Source organism: Rhodopseudomonas palustris, from assembly GCF_003591005.1.
GTDB classification, from domain to species: Bacteria; Pseudomonadota; Alphaproteobacteria; order Rhizobiales; family Xanthobacteraceae; genus Rhodopseudomonas; species Rhodopseudomonas palustris_K.
In genome coordinates, this window is record NZ_QYYD01000018.1 from 45894 (window position 1) to 61017 (window position 15124).

A 15124-nucleotide genomic window follows, 5' to 3' on the forward strand; every position below is an offset into this window, starting at 1 on the left:
GGGATGATGAACAGAGCGTTGCGGCGGCGAGCGCCGGCGTAGCTTCGCGTCCGGCGATCACTTGCCGGGCTGGATCGCAATCCGCCTGGCGGCCGTCGTCGACGGCTCGGCTTTCGGCAGCGTCACCGTCAGCATGCCGTTCTTGAACGAGGCGCTGACTTGGTCGGCGGCGATGGCGGCGTCGAGCGGGATGCGGCGTTCGAACTTGCCGTAGAAATGCTCGCTGAACTGCTTGTCCTTGTCCTCGGAATCCGAGGTCTTTTCGCCGCGGATGGTCAGCGCGCCGTCATCGAGCAGTACCTCGATATCTTTCTCCTCCATGCCCGGGACCTCGGCCGAGACCGTCAGCGCCTTGTCGCTGTCGGCGATCTCGAGTTTCGGCCAGGACGTGCCGAAGGCCGGGAAGCGGCCCGCCAAACCCGGCGTGTCGAAGCCACGGAAAACGTCATCGAACAGCCGGTTCATTTCGCGCTGCAGCGACAAGAACGGGTCCCCGTTGAAGGGCGACACGGACTGACTGCTGCGGCCCCAGGGAATCATCTCTCGCACATTCATGGATGCCTCCTCATTCCAGTCTTGATCCACCGATCTCTAAAACCAGAAGCGCACCCGCGCCGGGCGGCGCGCGCCCATCGATCTGGGATCGGTCCAAACGGCGTCAAGGGGCCGGTTGGTAGTCCGATGGGGCGCGCTCGAAAAATTTCTCGGCGGGGACTTGAAAGCGTCGTCGGTGTTTCTAATTTTCGATCCGTCCCGTTCGAAAGGAGTAGCTCGGGAGGATTGCGATGCACACGACGACCAAATCGGACCTGGAGCTCCGGCCCGCTCCAGGCAGTCTCGAACATTCCGCACTGAACCATGCCGCGCTGAACCATGCCGCATGGGATCACCCCGCAACGGGGTATGATCATCCTGACCAGGTGCTGCGCGACGATACGCTCGGCACGGCGGAGAAGCGGGCCATTCTTTCCTCATGGGCGTCCGACGCCAACGCGATCGAGCAGCAGCCGTGGCTGCGTGCCGTGCCCGGTTCAGACCGGACCGTGCCGCTGGCCGCGATCCTTGCGGCACTGCGCCGGCTCGATGGCGACGAGCCGCCGCCGAAAGGCGGCGCGGCGATCAGGCTGATCGGCGGCGGCCGCCGCGACGACAGCCCGTCGGACGAGTTCAGCGAGCCAGTGGGGAGGAGGCACTATGGTCTGGCGCAACAATCAAACTACGTTCGATCCGGCGCGCTGCCCCGTCTGCGGCGCGACCATGCGGCTCGCGCGCGTCGAGCCGCGGCCGGTCGGTCGCTGTTTTGAGTTCGAGCGCCACATCTATCGCTGCGAAGACTGCGCCAACACCAGCCGTTTTGTGATCGGCCGGCAAGCGGTCGAGCGGCTGTCCGCGTAAGAACGAGATCGTTGCGGCGATCAGGCCCCCGGTCGCCGCGACGGCACGCCGCCAAGCCGACGGCGCCACAACGGCTTGATGACTTCGAGCACGATCAGCACCACCAGCGCGGCGCCGGCGGTCAGCGCCAGATCGTCGCCATGCAGCGGCCCGAACCGGAACAGCTCGCGCAGCCACGGCCAGGCGAGGCTGAGGCCGAGCACGCCGCCGACGATCACCAGCACCGCCGCGAGCATCGGGTTGGGCCGGCGCAGCGCGGCCAGGATCGAGGTCGAGAACGAGCGGTTGACGAAGATCAGGCAGACGAAGCTCAGCACCAGCGCGAAGAAGGTCAGGGCGCGTAGTTCGGTCTCCGGCATCGCGCGAGATTGTCCGATGACGAACACGCCGGCCACCAGAGTGAACACCAGCAGTCCTTGCACCAGCCCCCAGCCGATCAGGGCACCGCTGAACAGCGGCCGGTCGGGGTTGCGGGGCGGGCGGCGCATGACGTCGTCCTCGGCGGTCTCCGCCTCGAACACGATCGAGCACACCGGATCGATGATCATCTCGAGAAACGCGATGTGGATCGGACCCAGCAGGATCGGCAGCCCGAACAGCAGCGGCAGCAAGGCAAGGCCCGCGATCGGCACGTGCACGGCGAAGATGAAGCCCATCGCCTTGACGAGGTTGTCGTAGATCCGCCGGCCGAGCCGGATCGCCTTGACGATCGAGGCGAAGTCGTCGTCGAGCAATACTATCGACGACGCCTCGCGCGCCACGTCGGTGCCGCGGCCGCCCATCGCGATGCCGATATGGGCCGCCTTCAGCGACGGCGCATCGTTGACGCCGTCGCCGGTCATAGCCACGACTTCACCATCGGCCTTGAGCGCCTCGACGATGCGCAGCTTCTGCTCCGGCATGATCCGGGCGAACACTGTGGTGCTCTTCAGGCGTTGCGCCAGTGCGGCGTCATCCAGCTGCGCGATCTCATCGCCGGTGATACTCGCTTCGGAGTCGATGCCGGCGCCGCGGGCGATCGCACGCGCGGTGGCCGGATAATCACCGGTGATCATCACCACGCGGATGCCGGCGGTGCGGCAATCGGCGACCGCCGCCGGAACCGCTTCGCGTAGCGGATCGGCGAGGCCGACAAGCCCGAGGAAGACAAAGCCGAAGCCGAGCTGCGTCTCCGGCCAGTTATCACTCGGGTGCGCCGCGCGGGCGACGCCGAGCACGCGCAGACCGTCGGCCGCCATCGCATCGACGGTACTGGATAGTTGTTTCAGATCGGCATCGCCGAGACCGCACATCCGCGCGATCGCCTCCGGCGCGCCTTTGGCGGCGACGACGTAGTTGCCGAGGTCGTCGGGATCGCGCCACACCTGGGTAATCGCCAGCAGATCGCGGCGCAGCCCGTATGCATGCACCAGGCTGCGTCCGCCGGCGCCGTCCGGCAGATGCTCATCCGCGAGGCGATGCAGCGCGCGGTCCATCGGGTCGAACGGGTCGGGCGCGGCGGCGAGCAGGGCGGTCTCGAGCAGATCGCGAAACGCGGCCGGCAAATCGCCCGCGCGGGGGCGGAAGGTCTCGCCGCTCAGCAGCCGCAGCTCGGCGACCGACATCCGGTTTTCGGTCAGTGTGCCGGTCTTGTCGGTGCACAGCACTGTGGCGGAGCCGAGCGCCTCTATTGCGGCGGCGCGTCGTGTCAGCACACGAGCCTGCGAGATCCGCCACGCGCCCATCGCCATGAAAACGGTGAGCACCACCGGGAATTCCTCCGGCAGCATCGACATGCCGACGGTAATGCCGGCCAGCACGGCATCGAGCCAGCCGCCGCGCAAGGTGCCGTATAGCACGACGACGAGGATGCTGAACGCGCCGCCGATCAGCCCGAACACGCGCACCAGCTTGCGCGTCTGGGTCTGCAGCCGCGGTGGTTCGGTCTGCATCGTGCCGAGCGCCTGACCGATCTTGCCGATCTCGCTGCGCGCGCCGGTGGCGATCACTTCGGCGATGCCGCTGCCGCGGACCATCAGCGAGCCGGAATACACGATCGGCTGATCGTCGCCGCCGGGGCGGCGCGGGATCGTATCGCCGGCCTCGTCGCGTGCGATCTTGCGGACCGGCAGCGACTCGCCGGTCAGCAGCGACTCGTCGACCGCAATGTCGTCGGCCTGCAGCAGCACCGCATCGGCCGCGACGCGATCGCCTTCCGCCAGAACCAGCAGATCGCCGCGGACCACTTCGCGTCCGGCGATACGCTTGCGCTCACCGTCGCGGATCACCAGCGCGCGCGGGCTGGTGAGGTCGCGCAGCGCCTCGAGCACGCGTTCAGTGCGGCTCTCCTGCACCACGGTGATGACAACGGACAGGCTGGCGAACACCAGCAGGATAATGGCTTCCTTGAAGTCGCCGAGCGCCAGATAGATCACGCCGCCGCCGAGCAGCAGCGCCAGCATCGGCTCGCGCAGCACTTCGAGCACGATGCCGAACAATGTGCGCCGGTCCGGCCGCGGCAGTTCGTTGAAGCCTTCGGCTTTCAGCCGGGCGGCGGCTTCCGCGTTGCTGAGGCCGGCAGGTGATGAGGGAGCGGGGGATGTCATCGGCGCGATCTCGGTTCGGACCGGTGCCGAGACTAGGCCTATTTGGCGCGCGCGTCCGCGACGTAGTCACCCGACTTTCCGCCGGACTTGGCGATCAGCTGGATGCCTTCGATCCGCACACCGCGTTCAGCGGCCTTGACCATGTCGTAGATCGTCAGGCACGCGACCGACACGGCGGTGAGCGCTTCCATCTCGACGCCGGTCGGGCCGCTCACCTTGGCAGTGGCGCGCACGATGCAACCGGGCAGCTTCTTGTCCGGGGTGATGTCGATGGTGACCTTCGACAACGCTAACGGATGGCACAGCGGGATCAGTTCGGACGTGCGCTTGGCCGCCATGATGCCGGCGATCCGCGCGGTGCCGAGCACGTCACCCTTCTTGGCGTCGCCGCTCAGGATCAGCGCCAGCGTCGCCAGCTTCATCACCACGCGCCCCTCGGCGACGGCAACGCGCTCGGTGGCTGGCTTGGCCGAGACGTCCACCATATGCGCTTCACCCGTGGCGCCGATGTGGGTGAGGGCGGGCGAGGACGCGGAGGATTTGCTGGTCTTCTTAGCCACGGGCAGATCTCACGCTGAAAAGGTGACAGTGACGCGCGCGGTTCTTCACCCTCCCCTGGAGGGGGAGGGTCGGACGGCGCAGCCGTCCGGGGTGGGGTGAAGCCACAAGGGATGAGCGAGTGGTGGCGCACGTCAGGATCGAACGGCTGTCACCCCACCCCGACATGGGCCGCGCGTGGCGCGCCCCATGTCGACCCTCCCCCTCCAGGGGAGGGTGAGGCACCGGGTGCGGCGAAGTCCTTGCCACTAAACAGATCCGCTCTGCTGCAATGCCGGCTCACGCGCTAGCAGCGTCCGCGTTGCGGCGGTGACGTCGTCCTGGCGCATCAGGCTTTCGCCGACCAGGAAGGTCGACATGCCGACGCGGGCCAGGCGGGCGAGGTCGGCGGGGGTGAAGATGCCGCTCTCGCCGACCATCAGCCGATCGCTCGGGATCCGCGGCGCGAGCGCTTCGCTGGTCGCCAGCGTGACTTCGAAGGTGCGCAGGTTGCGGTTGTTGACGCCGATCATCGCCGAGCGCAGCTTCAGCGCGCGGTCGAGTTCGGCGCCGTCGTGGATCTCGACCAGCACATCCATGCCGAGATCGAACGCGGTGTCCTCGATGTCCTTGGCCTCGGCGTCGTCCAGCGCCGCCATGATGATCAGGATGCAGTCGGCGCCGTAGGCGCGAGCTTCGACCACCTGATACGTCTCGTACATGAAGTCCTTGCGCAGCGCCGGCAGCGACACCGCCGCGCGCGCCGCGACCAGATAGTCGAGGCTGCCCTGGAACGACGGCGTGTCGGTGAGTACCGACAGGCACGCCGCGCCGCCTAGCTCATAGGCCTTGGCCAGCGCCGGCGGATCGAAATCGGCGCGGATCAGGCCCTTCGACGGCGACGCCTTTTTGATCTCGGCGATCAGCGCGTAGTCGCCGGCGGCGTGCTTGGCGCGCAGCGCCTGGACAAAGCCGCGCGGCGGCGGCGCCTCGCGCGCGATCGCCTCCAGCCTGGCCAGCGGCCGCTCGCGCTTGGCGACCGCGATCTCCTCGCGCTTGTAGGCTTCGATCTTGGTCAGGATATCGGACACGGCTCTGCTACCTACTAGTGCTTGATCGGGTCGCTTATTTTTCGTCATGGCCGGGCTTGTCCCGGCCATCCACGCCTTCACCGTTGCGCCGGCCCAAAGGCGTGGATGCCCGGGACAAGCCCGGGCATGACGGCAATTGGTACTTCAGGCCGCCGCCGCGATGGCGATCAGCTTCTTCAACCGCGCTTCCGCCGCGCCGCTGTCGATCGATTTTGTGGCCAGTGCGACGCCTTCTTTCAGGTCCTTGGCCTTGCCGGCGACGATCAGCGTGGCCGCAGCGTTGAGGACCGCGACATCACGATACGGTCCGGGCATGCCTTCCAGCACAGCGCGCAGCGCCACTGCATTGGCTTCGGCGTCACCACCCTTCAGCGCTTCGGCGGGGGCGCGCGACAGGCCGGCATCCTCGGGGCTGATCTCGAAGCTGGTGATTTCGCCGGCCTTGAGCTGCGTGACGGCGGTGGGGCCGGAGAGGGTGATCTCGTCGAGGCCGTCGGAGCCGTGCACGACCCAGATTGCCTCGGAGCCGAGATTCTTCAGCACCTGCGCCAGCGGCTGGACCCATTGCCGCGAGAACACACCGATCATCTGCCGCTTGACGCCAGCCGGGTTCGACAGCGGGCCGAGCAGGTTGAAGATCGTGCGGGTGGCGAGCTCGACCCGGGTCGGGCCAACGTTCTTCATCGCCGGATGATGCGTCGGCGCGAACATGAAGCCGATGCCGGCTTCGTTGACGCAGCGGCCGACCTGGTCGGGAGTGATGTCGATCTTGACGCCCAGCGCGTTCAGCACGTCGGCGGCGCCGGATTTCGACGACAGCGCGCGGTTGCCGTGCTTGGCGACCGGCACGCCGCAGCCGGCGACGATGAAGGACGCGCAGGTCGAGACGTTGACCGAGCCGGAGCCGTCGCCGCCGGTGCCGACGACGTCGACCGCATCGGCCGGCGCGTCGACGGTCAGCATCTTCGACCGCATCGTCGTCACCGCGCCGGTGATCTCGTCGACGGTCTCGCCGCGGACCCGCAGGCCCATCAGCAAAGCACCCATCTGCGACGGCGTCGCGTCGCCCGACATCATGGCGTCGAACGCGCTCGCCGCCTCGTCCCGCGTCAGGGTCGCGCCAGTCGCGACCTTGGCGATTACGGTCTTGAAATCGATCATGGTCCCCATCGGCGCACGATACGGCTTTCGCCGGATCAGTTGGTCGCCGCCCCCGTGGCCTGCGCCACCGCCTGCTGGTTGATCTTGGTGCCGAGATCCTGCTCGAGCCAAGCGATATATTCGCCGACCTGTTCGTCGGTGAGGCGCTGCAGCAGGGTGTCCTTCAGCTTGGTGACGTCGGCCGATGCCAGATCAGCCGGCGGCACGGTGACGTCGGTGACGCGGAACACGTACCAGTCGGTGCCGGTGTCGCCCTGGGCCTGGCCGGTGCCATCCTTGGCGGTCCTGAACACCGCTTTGACGACGTCGGCCGGCACGGCGGTCGTGCCTTCGCGCTTCAGCCCGGTGGCGGTTTCGACGCTCACGCCGGCCGGCGCGACATCGGCGAGCTTGCCGGCGGAGCCGAGCTTCTGCACCAGCTCGGTCGCCAGCGTGCGCAGCCGGGTGGTGACCTGATCGGCGCGCCAGCGCGCCTCGACCTTGTCCTTGACCTCGTCGAGGCTACGCTCGTGCGACGGCGTCACGCCGAGCACGTCGAACCAGACATAGCCGTTCTGATAGCTGATCGCTTCGGTATCGACGCCAGTATCGGCGTTGAAGGCTTGCGTCGCGAGGTCGAGACCCTGCGGAATGTTCTTCACCGGCTGGCCGTCGGGGCCGTTGCCGCTGCGGTCGACCGCCTCGATGGTGACGGCATTCAGACCCAGCGTTTTGGCCGCCTCGACGACGTTGGCGCCGCCGGCGCGGGCGTCTTCCATCTTGTCGTGCAGCGACTGCACCTCGGCGCGGGCGCGCTCGAGCGCGATCTCGCGCTTGATAGTCTGCGCCACGCTCTCGTAGCTCGGCTGTACGCCCGGCTCGATCTTGGCGACTTTGACCAAGGCGGTGCCGAACGCGCCCTTGATCGGCTGGCTGACGTCGCCTGCCGGCAGTGCGAACGCCGCGTTGGCGACCGCCGGGTCGAGCATGTCCGCCTTGCTGACGAGGCCCAGGTCGACGTCCGCCGGCTTCAGCCCGCGCTCGGTGGCGACGTCTTCGAACGAGGCGCCGTCGGCGATCTTCTTGCGGGCGGCCTCGGCGTCTTCGGCGTTCGGGAACACGATCTGCGACACCTGTCGCCGCTCCGGCGTCGACAGCTTGTCCTTGCGCTCCTCATAGACCTTGCGGGCATCGTCGTCGGAGATCTCGGACCATTTGGCGATCGAATCCGGCGTCACCGCGAGATACGCGACCTTGCGATATTCGGGCGCCCGGAATTGCGCCTTGTGCTGCTCGTAATAAGCCGCGAGCGCTTCGGACGAGGGCGCCTCGATGGTGCCGGCCTGCGCCTCGGTCAGCTTGAGATAGTCGATCGCGCGCTGCTCGTTCTGAAACTGGCTCGCCACCTGCAGCATCGTGTTCGGAACGGCGAGACCGTCCGTGATGGTGCCCGCAAGCTGCCGGCGCAGCGAGACCTTGCGCTGCTCGGTGATGTAGCGCTGCTCGGTAAAGCCGAACTGGCGGATCACCTGCTGGAAGCGGGCGGGATCGAACGCGCCGTTGGTGCCCTTGAAGTTCGGGTCGGCCAGAATGCTCTTCATGGTGTCTTCGTCGGACTGGCCGAGCCCGAGCCGGCGCGCCTGCTCGTCGAGCGCCGCCTCGGCGATCACCTGCTGCAGCACCTGACGGTCGATGCCGAAGGCGCGCGCCTGGTCCGGCGTCAGCGGCCGGCCGAATTGGCGGCCGATCTGTTGCAGGCGGTCGTTATAAGTCTGGCGGAATTGCTCGGTCGAAATCTCGGTGCTGCCGATCGTGGCCAGCGTCGACCGGCCGAAGCCGCGGAAGATGTCGGCAATGCCCCAGACACCGAAGCTGATGATCAGCACGCCCATCACGATGGTCATGATGGTCTTGCCGACCCAGTTGGATGAGGCGTTGCGAATTCCGCGAAGCATGGAGCCACTTTTTGTCAGGAGGGAACCGGCCGCGCCATTGCGCGCGGAGGCGCAAATTAGCGTCGCCGGCTTGAAAATCCATCATAAAGTGGCGGCGAAAGCGTCGCAACCGAGCCGGTCGTCGCAATTCCCGCCGCCGCTACCGCCTTCGCTCACGACTCGCGGACGGCGGCAGCGCTGCGCGATCACGCGGCCTTGAGCATCGCAAACGGCTCTGCTAGCGACATTGTGCAACCCTAACACGCGAGAGTATCCATGCCGGTCCACGCCGTTCGTCCGCTGATTGCCGGAAACTGGAAGATGAACGGCCTGAAGGCATCGATGTCCGAATTCGACGCGATGCTGTCCGGCGCGGCGCAGCTGTCGCCGGGAATCGATCTCCTGGTGTGCCCGCCGGCAACGCTGATCGCCGCCTTCGCCGATCGGCTGGCGACCGCCAACAGAGACGGCGCGCTCAAGGTCGCGGTCGGTGCTCAGGACTGTCACGTCAATGCCTCCGGTGCCCATACCGGTGATTTGTCGGCCGAGATGCTGGCCGATGCCGGCGCTCGCGCCATAATCGTCGGCCATTCCGAGCGACGCGCCGATCATGCCGAGACCGACGCCATTGTGCGCAGCAAGGCGCAGGCGGTGTGGCGGGCAGGGCTGGTGGCGATTGTCTGCGTCGGCGAGACGCAGGGCGAGCGCAACGCCGGCCATACGCTGGACGTGGTCGCCGGCCAGCTGGCCGGCTCGCTTCCGGACGGCGCGACCGCGGCGAACCTGGTGGTCGCCTATGAGCCGGTCTGGGCGATCGGCACCGGGATGACGCCCACCGTGGAGGATGTCGAGGAAGTTCATGGCTTTATCCGCCAGACTCTGACGCAACGCTTCAGCGCCGAGGGCGAGCAGATGCGGCTGCTGTATGGCGGCTCGGTCAAGCCGTCGAATGCCCGCGAACTGCTGGCTGTGCCGCACGTCAACGGCGCGCTGATCGGCGGCGCCAGCCTGAAGGCGTCGGACTTCCTTGCGATCGCCGCCGGCTGCCCCTAACTGAGGACGGGCAAAAGGCTTTATCGGCGCGGGTCTGGGTCCATCCGGGGGTGACAATGCCCCGGGCGATCGTGTAGACACCGCGCAATCTCGTGAATCCCGCAAGCCTGTCGAGCAGCTCGCGCCGGCGCCATGCCGGCCTTTCGGCGGTCCGGGCTTGTGATGGAAGGGTGCTATGCAGACTGTCATTATCGTCATCCACCTCATGCTGGTCCTCGGCCTGATCGGCGCTGTGCTGCTGCAGAAGTCCGAAGGCGGCGGCCTTGGCGTGGGTGGCGGCGGCGGTGGTGGCTTCATGTCGAGCCGCGGCACCGCGAACCTGTTGACCCGCACCACGGCGATCATGGCGGCGGGGTTTTTCGTGACCAGCCTGCTGCTCGGCTGGCTCGCCACCTACAACCGCAAGCCGACCTCGATCCTGCCGACTTCGGTTCCGGCACAGACGGCGCCGGGCACTCCGGTGCCGCCGACGTCGCAGGGCGGCGGTATTCTGGACTCGCTGCGGCAGTCCGATCAGCAGCAGAACACGGCCCCGGCCGCTCCGGCGCCGCCGCAGTCGAAATAAGCATTGCCGGCATGCAGCGGCGGGAGCTCGGACACGTTCTGAGCTGCCGCCCTTAATCGTATGACGACGCTGTGCTTTCGGCGTCACCCACAGGCGTTTGGAAAACTCCCCGCGGGATGCGAATCGCTTTTGCGAATCGGCCCTGGGGCCTTAAAGGTAAAGTCCCATGGCGCGGTACATCTTCATCACCGGCGGCGTGGTCTCCTCGCTCGGCAAGGGTCTGGCATCAGCGGCACTCGGTGCCCTGCTGCAGGCGCGAGGCTACAAAGTCCGCCTTCGCAAGCTCGATCCCTATCTCAACCTCGATCCCGGTACGATGTCGCCGTACCAGCACGGCGAAGTGTTCGTGACCGACGACGGCGCCGAGACCGATCTCGACCTCGGTCACTACGAGCGCTTCACCGGTCGTCCTGCCACCAAGCAGGACAACATCACCACCGGCCGGATCTATCAGGACATCCTGACCAAGGAGCGCCGCGGCGACTATCTCGGCGCCACAATCCAGGTGATTCCGCACGTTACCAACGCCATCAAGGACTTCGTCCTCAGCGACAATGACGAATACGATTTCGTGCTGGTCGAGATCGGCGGCACCGTCGGCGACATCGAGGGCCTGCCGTTCTTCGAGGCGATCCGCCAGATCAAGAACGACCTGCCGCGCGGCGACGTGATCTACATCCATCTGACGCTGCTGCCCTACATCCCGAGCGCCGGCGAGCTCAAGACCAAGCCGACCCAGCATTCGGTCAAGGAACTGCGCTCGATCGGCATTCAGCCCGACATCCTGCTGTGCCGCACCGATCGCGAAATCCCCAAGGAGGAGCGGCGCAAGCTCGGGCTGTTCTGCAACGTCCGCGAAAGCGCGGTGATCGAGGCGCGCGACGTCGACAATATCTACGCGGTGCCGGAGGCGTATCACGACGCCGGGCTCGACGACGAAGTGCTGGCGGCGTTCGCGCTCGCGGCCAAGGAGCCGCTGCAGCTGGCGCGCTGGCACGAGATCAACGAGCGCGTGCGCAATCCGGAAGGCGCGGTGACGATCGCCATCGTCGGCAAGTACACCGGGATGAAGGACGCCTATAAGTCGCTGATCGAGGCGCTCAGCCACGGCGGCATCGCCAACAAGGTCAAGGTCAACCTCGACTGGATCGAGAGCGAAGTGTTCGAGAACGAGGACCCGGCGCCGTTCCTCGAACACGTCAACGGTATTTTGGTGCCCGGCGGCTTCGGCCAGCGCGGCGCCGAGGGCAAGATCGAGGCGGCGCGTTTCGCGCGCGAGCGCAACGTGCCGTATTTCGGCATCTGCTTCGGCATGCAGATGGCGGTGATCGAGGCGGCGCGCAATCTCGCCGGCATCGAGCTGGCCAATTCCACCGAGTTCGGCCCGACGCCGGAGCCGCTGGTCGGCCTGATGACCGAATGGGTGCGCGGCAACGAGCTCGAGAAGCGCAATCAGGCCGGCGATCTCGGCGGCACGATGCGGCTCGGCGCCTATCCGGCGTCGCTGAAGCGCGGCAGCCGGGTGTCCGAAGTCTATGGCGGCGCCACCGAAATCTCCGAGCGGCATCGCCACCGTTACGAGGTCAACACCGCCTACAAGAACCGGCTCGAACAGCACGGCCTGCGCTTCTCCGGCATGTCGCCGGACGGCGTGCTGCCGGAGATCGTCGAATACGAGGATCACCCCTGGTTCATCGGCGTGCAGTTCCACCCCGAACTGAAGTCCCGCCCGTTCGAACCCCACCCGCTGTTCGCCTCCTTCGTCGAAGCGGCGCTGGTGCAGAGCCGGCTGGTGTAGAATCGTACTGCCCGGCTAGTACGCCCGGTAGGTGCCGCTGAATGGCGGTTTCTCCAGCGCTACCGCCCATCCGTCCGGCCAGATTCGCAGCTGATGGGTGCTGTCGCGCTGCCAAGCCTCGACTTCCGATCGCCAGTCGGCGCCGGTGGTGTAGGGGGCGTTCCACAGCAACAGCGTGGCGGTCTGTGCCGCGATGATCCAGCCGAACAGTCCCGCCGCCAGATAGCTGCGCAGCCCGGTCTCCGTGGCGCTGAAGCTCAGCAATGCCATCATGATCAGCGCGTGCGGCACGAGCTGATAGCGTCCGCCGCCGACATATTCCAGCAGGCCCATCTTGTCGCCGAGGGCGGACACGTAGCTGGCGGTCAAAATGCCGGCGCCGAGCAAAAACCACAGCGGCGACGAGGTTGGCCGGCGCAGTGCCGCCAGCAGGGATACGCCGTACAGGGCGGCGACGATCAGCAGCGGCCATAGCGGACGCTCGCCCACCATGTAACGACTTCGCAGTCCCTCGATGAGCGAGATCGCCCGCTCTGCGTCGAGCATCGGCAGCAGGATGTGCTTGATCAGCAGAACGCCGCCGAACACCGAGATCGGCATGCCAAAGGTGCGCTCGCCGGGCTGGAAAAACAACGCCAGCTCGACGGCGATGCCGCCCACAAAAATCAGTGTCTGGATCGTGCGTTGCGGCGATCGCTCCTGCAGAGCTCGCAGGATCAGCAGCGGCGACAGAAACCAGGCGGCAGGCGCACTCAGCGCCGCCAGCAACAGCACGGCATAGTGAAAGAACCGAACCCGCGTGCGCTCGGTGTCCAGCGCCAGAATGATGCCGACTGCGATGGCCAGGTGGTGCTGGCTGTTGATCGAGTTGAGCCAGGTTTCTTGCGCCGCTGGCGGCAGCGCCAGCGCCAGCAGCGCCGCGAAGGCGGTCCAGCGGTGCTGCGTCCACGGCGTTCGACTGGTCAGGATGAGGATCGCCGGGACGAGATGGATCAGCAGCGCGATGGCGGCCGTCGCCAACGGCGCTTGCGCGAGAGGAAAACACGAGGCCAGCAAGCCGGCCGCGTTAGCGGTCAGGTTGAGATAGCCCGTATGGACGGCGAACAGGGCCTCGCTCCAGGTGAGGTGCCAGGCATTGGCGAAGAAGATACTACCTTCCTCGGCCCAGAAGCGTCCGTGCAAGATAGCATGCGGGATGCGGACAATGATGAGGCCGGCGAAGAGGAGCAGATAACAGAGCTTCTCACTCAGCGAGGGACGCTTGCTCCACCACGAGGCGGAGATTGTCGGTGGACAAGAGATTACTTCAACGTGCTGCAAACAATCCCCGCTTACTATCGATGAGCGGGCGCGACCGTATCCAAACGCCTTAAATGAAGTCAAACCGGAAATTGCGGCAATAGGTAGCAATGCCGGCGGTCGCTTGACGAGATGCAGTATTGCCCGCCTGGGGCGAAGCAGGCGGGCGCGGCATGTCGTTAGGTTGACCGATGAAGTTGAGGGAAAGGGCGCGCGGCTACCTGCAGCCGGCGGTGACGTCGCCGGCGCGCGCCATCGGCTTGCCGTTGATGAAGACGTTGCTGCCGTCACCGACGACCACGCCGCCGCAGGTGGTCCTGCCGCCCGTCACGGCGGCCGGCTTCCCATTGATGAAGACGTTGCTCGATCCCTCGACGATCGAGCCGTCGGAGGTGGTATCGCCGGCGCGCGCGGCCGGCCTGCCGCCGACCGTGACATTGTCGCTGCCACCGGTGACGACGCCGGGTGTCTGCGCGTGCGATGGCGTGGCCGCGAGAATGAGCAAGGCTACGGCAGAAGACATTCGCATCATGGGTCGCCCCCCGACAGTGCAGCACGAGCAATTCGATGTTCAAGGTAACGGCTGACCAGCAGTGGTATCGCACCGGCTTGGGACGGTTCGATTTTTCACGATGTTCGAACGCCCTGATGGTCACTTCCCGGACAGACTTTCGATCGGAAGTAGAGGAAGATCTGTAAATCAACCGACGCGTGCTTCGCATAGCCAACGGCAATCGAGGTTTCTAGATGGCGCAGCCGGTCACGCTCTTCGCTTGGGCAATCCCGGCCTGGGATTCCGAGTCGCCGGTCGATCACACGTGGGTCACCAGCTACGACAATCGTATCCACGGCTACCCGACCATCACCGAAGTGGTCGGGGCCCATCAGTTCTTCTGGTATAGCTGGGGATCGTTTCACGCGGTCGGTGGCACGCCCAGCAATCCCGACGGCTCGCTGGGCCAGCAGCCCGCCGATCCGGCGGTGGCGCAGTGCCTGGTCCGGCCCAATCTCGACTCGCGGACCTCGTCGCTCGCCCGCGGTACGATCTATCACTATGGCGTCGATGGTGTTTGCCACCAATTGGCCAATCAGGTGTTGTACGCGAGCGGGCTCGGCAGCGGCCAACCGATGACGGTGCACAAGGCCCGAGGCTATCTGTTGAGCAGCTTCATTTATGGCACTTACGGGCTGCAGCATACCGCATGGTCTTCGAAGGTCGCCTCGTGCACATCGCAGCAACTGACGGCGGGACCGGCCCGACCCGAGGGATTGAGGATGGCGCAGGACGAGACGTTGCCGGAGGCGGATGAATTCGAGAAGCGGGCGATGGCGCTGCTTGCCGGCCAGCCGGCCAAGCTCAGCCGACTGCTGCAATTGCGCAGCGAAGTCCAGCAATTCGCCGCGCGCGCCTGGCCCGGCTCGGGCCAACCCGGTGCGGTGGCCCTGAACGCGCGCAATCAGGAACTGATCGACGAGGCCGCGCGGCTGCTGGGGCCGGACGATTTTCGCAAGCTGTTCGGCGCCGACCCTGGCGCCAGGGTCAATCTGGTCGACCCTCATATCGCCAATTCAGCCGGCGATATCCCGCCGCCGAAGCAGCGATAGGGCGTTCACGCCGAGCGGCTTGGCTCGGCAAGCGCGGGCCATGCGGCGGACGCGGTGCTGTCAGCCGCATGGGCCGCTTTGACGTTCTCCCGGATTGTTGCCACAACACGGCACGCGCCGGT

At 66.4% G+C, this 15124-nt stretch carries 13 protein-coding genes; 5 read left to right on the top strand and 8 right to left on the bottom strand.

The window, feature by feature from the left end; translation table 11 throughout:
* Window positions 1–57 precede the first annotated feature (57 nt).
* Window positions 58–555, bottom strand: a complete 498-nt coding sequence (locus D4Q52_RS17410; protein WP_119857836.1) for an Hsp20/alpha crystallin family protein — start codon at window positions 553–555, stop codon at window positions 58–60.
* 230 nt (window positions 556–785) lie between these two features.
* Between D4Q52_RS17410 and D4Q52_RS17415 the strand changes: the two genes are divergently transcribed.
* Window positions 786–1304 carry a hypothetical protein gene (locus tag D4Q52_RS17415; RefSeq protein ID WP_234831231.1) on the top strand — a complete coding sequence of 173 codons (519 nt, stop codon included), beginning with the start codon at window positions 786–788 and terminating at the stop codon, window positions 1302–1304.
* A gap of 111 nt (window positions 1305–1415) precedes the next feature.
* Here D4Q52_RS17415 and D4Q52_RS17420 read toward each other — a convergent pair whose 3' ends face one another.
* The 5 genes from D4Q52_RS17420 to D4Q52_RS17440 form a co-directional block, all read right to left on the bottom strand.
* Complete coding sequence (locus tag D4Q52_RS17420) at window positions 1416–3980, bottom strand: cation-translocating P-type ATPase (protein ID WP_119857837.1); 2565 nt, start codon at window positions 3978–3980, stop codon at window positions 1416–1418.
* A gap of 38 nt (window positions 3981–4018) precedes the next feature.
* The gene (moaC, locus tag D4Q52_RS17425; protein ID WP_119857838.1) at window positions 4019–4540 is read right to left on the bottom strand and encodes a cyclic pyranopterin monophosphate synthase MoaC; all 522 of its coding nucleotides are present in this window, start codon (window positions 4538–4540) and stop codon (window positions 4019–4021) included.
* A 246-nt stretch (window positions 4541–4786) separates the two neighbouring features.
* The gene (trpC, locus tag D4Q52_RS17430) at window positions 4787–5608 is read right to left on the bottom strand and encodes an indole-3-glycerol phosphate synthase TrpC (RefSeq protein ID WP_119857839.1); all 822 of its coding nucleotides are present in this window, start codon (window positions 5606–5608) and stop codon (window positions 4787–4789) included.
* A gap of 144 nt (window positions 5609–5752) precedes the next feature.
* On the bottom strand, window positions 5753–6769 hold the full coding sequence (trpD, locus tag D4Q52_RS17435) for an anthranilate phosphoribosyltransferase (protein ID WP_119857840.1): 1017 nt from the start codon (window positions 6767–6769) through the stop codon (window positions 5753–5755).
* A 35-nt stretch (window positions 6770–6804) separates the two neighbouring features.
* The gene (locus D4Q52_RS17440; RefSeq protein ID WP_119857841.1) at window positions 6805–8703 is read right to left on the bottom strand and encodes a peptidyl-prolyl cis-trans isomerase; all 1899 of its coding nucleotides are present in this window, start codon (window positions 8701–8703) and stop codon (window positions 6805–6807) included.
* 255 nt (window positions 8704–8958) lie between these two features.
* On the opposite strand from D4Q52_RS17440, the gene tpiA reads away from it, so the two are divergent.
* The 3 genes from tpiA to D4Q52_RS17455 all read left to right on the top strand — a co-directional run bounded on the left by tpiA (window position 8959) and on the right by D4Q52_RS17455 (window position 12098).
* Window positions 8959–9735, top strand: a complete 777-nt coding sequence (gene tpiA, locus D4Q52_RS17445; RefSeq protein ID WP_119857842.1) for a triose-phosphate isomerase — start codon at window positions 8959–8961, stop codon at window positions 9733–9735.
* A gap of 175 nt (window positions 9736–9910) precedes the next feature.
* A complete protein-coding gene (gene secG / locus D4Q52_RS17450) occupies window positions 9911–10300 on the top strand; it encodes a preprotein translocase subunit SecG (protein ID WP_119857843.1) in 390 nt (129 codons plus the stop codon).
* A gap of 166 nt (window positions 10301–10466) precedes the next feature.
* Entirely contained in the window at window positions 10467–12098 is a 1632-nt protein-coding gene (locus D4Q52_RS17455; protein ID WP_119857844.1) for a CTP synthase, read from the top strand.
* A 15-nt stretch (window positions 12099–12113) separates the two neighbouring features.
* Here the strand turns inward: D4Q52_RS17455 and D4Q52_RS17460 are convergent, their stop codons facing one another.
* Window positions 12114–13418, bottom strand: a complete 1305-nt coding sequence (locus D4Q52_RS17460) for a hypothetical protein (protein ID WP_147407818.1) — start codon at window positions 13416–13418, stop codon at window positions 12114–12116.
* Window positions 13419–13614: 196 nt separating this feature from the next.
* Entirely contained in the window at window positions 13615–13920 is a 306-nt protein-coding gene (locus tag D4Q52_RS17465) for a PAAR domain-containing protein (RefSeq protein ID WP_234831232.1), read from the bottom strand.
* A 224-nt stretch (window positions 13921–14144) separates the two neighbouring features.
* Here D4Q52_RS17465 and D4Q52_RS17470 point away from each other — a divergent pair, with 224 nt between their 5' ends.
* Window positions 14145–15002 (top strand): hypothetical protein, encoded by an 858-nt coding sequence (locus D4Q52_RS17470; protein WP_119857847.1) that lies wholly within the window; start codon window positions 14145–14147, stop codon window positions 15000–15002.
* Window positions 15003–15124: the final 122 nt, after the last annotated feature.